1 protein-coding gene is annotated in these 2,947 nt (G+C 70.2%); it reads left to right on the top strand.

Annotated features, from left to right (window positions below):
* On the top strand, positions 1-2,947 hold a 2,947-nt coding region (locus ABZ374_RS48305; RefSeq protein WP_360325153.1), incomplete at both ends, for an amino acid adenylation domain-containing protein.

Genomic DNA, 2,947 nt, shown 5'->3' on the forward strand with positions numbered 1-2,947 from the left:
CTCGCGTATTGGAGGCGGGAGTTGGCGGGTCTGCCGGATCGGCTCGCGTTGCCGTTCGACCACCCCCGCCCGGCCGTGGCGTCACTGCGCGGCGAGCACATCGCCATCGAAATCGATGCCCCGCTGCACGCCGCCCTGATCGACCTCGGCCGCTGCCATGGCGCGAGTCCGTTCATGGTGCTGCATGCCGGACTGGCCGCGCTGTTCACGCGTCTGGGTGCGGGTACCGACATTCCCGTCGGCAGTCCCATCGCCGGGCGTACCGATCAAGCCTTGGACGACCTGGTCGGGTTCTTCGTCAACACGCTGATCCTGCGGACGGACACCTCGGGTGATCCCAGCTTCGCGGAACTCCTCGGCCGGGTCCGGGAGAACGCGCTGACCGCCTACGCACACCAGGACATCCCCTTCGAGCACCTGGTGGAGGAACTCAACCCCGCCAGGACATCGGCACACCACCCCCTGTTCCAAACGGCGCTGGTGCTGCACGGCGCGCCCTGGGACGACCTGGCCCTGCCCGGGCTGCAGGCGACCGCGACACCCGTACACACTGGCACCGCCAAGTTCGACCTGAGCCTCCACCTGTTCGAGCGGTTCGGCGCGGTCGGCGAGCCGGCGGGGATGACCGGCGTGGCCGAGTACGCGACCGACCTGTTCGACCGCGCCACCGTGGAGGTGATGGTCGCGCGGTGGCTTCGGCTGCTGCGCGCCGTCACCGAGGCTCCCGACGCGCCGATCGGCGGCGTCGACGTGCTCTCCGCCGAGGAACGCCACCAGTTGGTCGTTGCGGCCGGGTCGGAAGCGGCGGAGGTCCCGGAAGGGACGATCCCGGCACTGTTCGCGGCGCGAGTGAGCGCCAACCCGGACGCGGTGGCCGTGGTGAGCGGGGAGGAGGAACTGAGCTACGACGAGCTGAATGCTCGTGCCAATCGGCTCGCACACGCGTTGATCGCCCGCGGCGTCGGCCCCGAGGACGTCGTCGCGCTCGTCCTGCCTCGCTCCGTCGAACTGGTCACCGCGATCCTGGGGGTGCTCAAGGCCGGCGCCGCCTACCTCCCCATCGACCCGCGATACCCGGCGGCACGAGTGCGCTTCATGCTGGACGACGCCCACCCCGCGTTGCTGCTCACCGGCTCGGATACCGACGCGACCCGCACCCTCACCGGCCCGGGCCTGCCGCGCCTGGTCCTGGGTCACGAGGAGACCGAGCGGGAACTCGCCGAATCCCCCGACACCGATCCTGCCGATGCGCACCTCCGTGCGCCGCTGCTCGATCGGCAACCGGCGTATGTGATGTTCACGTCGGGTTCGACGGGTGAGCCGAAGGGCATCGCGGTCACCCATCACGACGTGGTCGCGTTGGCATCGGCCCCGATCTGGCGTGGTGGTGCGCACGAGCGGGTGTTGGTGCACTCGCCGACGGCGTTCGACGCGTCCACCTACGAGTTGTGGGTGCCGTTGCTCAACGGTGGCACGGCCGTTGTGGCGCCGACCCGGGCGCTCGACGCCGACACGCTGCGCGAGGTGATTGCCCGTCATCGGGTGACGGCGCTCTTTTTGACCTGCGGGTTGTTCCATCTGATCGCGGATGAGCGACCGGATTGTTTCGCCGGTGTGCGTGAGGTGTGGACCGGTGGCGACGTGGTCTCGCCGTCGGCCGCCGCCCGGGTCCAGGATGCCTGTCCCGACACGGTGGTGGTGCACGTCTACGGCCCGACCGAGACGACGACGTTCGCCACCTACCATCGGCTCGAAGCCGCGATCGCCGCCGATCGGCCGCTGCCGTTGGGTCGGCCGATGCCCGGCATGCGCGCCTACGTCCTGGACGCCGGTCTGGGCCTGCTGCCCCCCGGTGTGCCGGGGGAGTTGTACCTGGCCGGCCCGGGTGTGGCCCGCGGCTACCCCAATCGGCCCGCCCTGACCGCCGAACGTTTCGTGGCCTGCCCGTTCGGTCCGGCGGGGGAACGGATGTACCGTACCGGCGACTTGGTGAAGTGGCGTACGGACGGGGCCGGGTTGGAGTTCTGTGGCCGCGTCGACGAGCAGGTCAAGATCCGCGGGTTCCGGATCGAACCGGGCGAGATCGAGACGGCGTTGACCGCGCACCCCGACGTGGCTCAGGCCGTCGTCGTCGCCCGCGCGGACCGGACCGGCGATCGGTGCCTCGTCGCCTATGTCGTGGCGACCCCCGGACAGACCCCGAGTCACGACGACTTGCGCGTGTGCCTGCGGGAACGGCTGCCCGACTACATGGTGCCGGCGGCCTTCGTGACCCTGGACGTGGTACCACTCACCTCCACCGGGAAACCCGATCGCGCCGCACTGCCCGCCCCCGAACACGACGACCCCCGACCCGGCGGACAACCCCCGCGCACCCCGCGCGAGCAGTTGCTGGCCGGGTTGTTCGCCGAGGTGCTCGGGCTGCCCGCGGTCGGTGCCGACGACGACTTCTTCGCTCTCGGCGGGCACTCCCTGCTCGGTACCCGTGTCATCGCCCGGATCCGCGCTGTCCTCGGCGCCGAGGTGGAACTGCGCACCCTGTTCGAGCACCCGACGGTCGCCGCTCTCGCGGCCCGCCTCGACACTGCGGGTCGGGCGCGTCCCGCGTTGGTGCCGGTGCCGCGGCTCGGGGTGGTGCCGCTCTCGTTCGCGCAACGAAGGTTGTGGTTCCTCCACCGCATGGAAGGTCCCAGCTCCACCTACAACGTTCCGTTGGCGTTGCGTTTGTCGGGTGTGCTCGATCGGGGTGCGTTGGAGCGGGCTGTGGTGGATGTGGTGGTGCGGCACGAGAGTTTGCGGACGGTGTTCGACGAGGTGGAGGGGGTGCCTTGTCAGCGGGTGTTGGGGGAGAAGGAGGTGGGGGGTTGTGTGCGGGTGCCGGTGGTCGAGGTGGGTGTGGGGGAGTTGGGGGTTCGGCTTGCCGAGGCTGCTCGTCATGCTTTCGATC

The organism is Embleya sp. NPDC005971 (genome assembly GCF_040629175.1).
Lineage (GTDB): Bacteria > Actinomycetota > Actinomycetes > Streptomycetales > Streptomycetaceae > Embleya.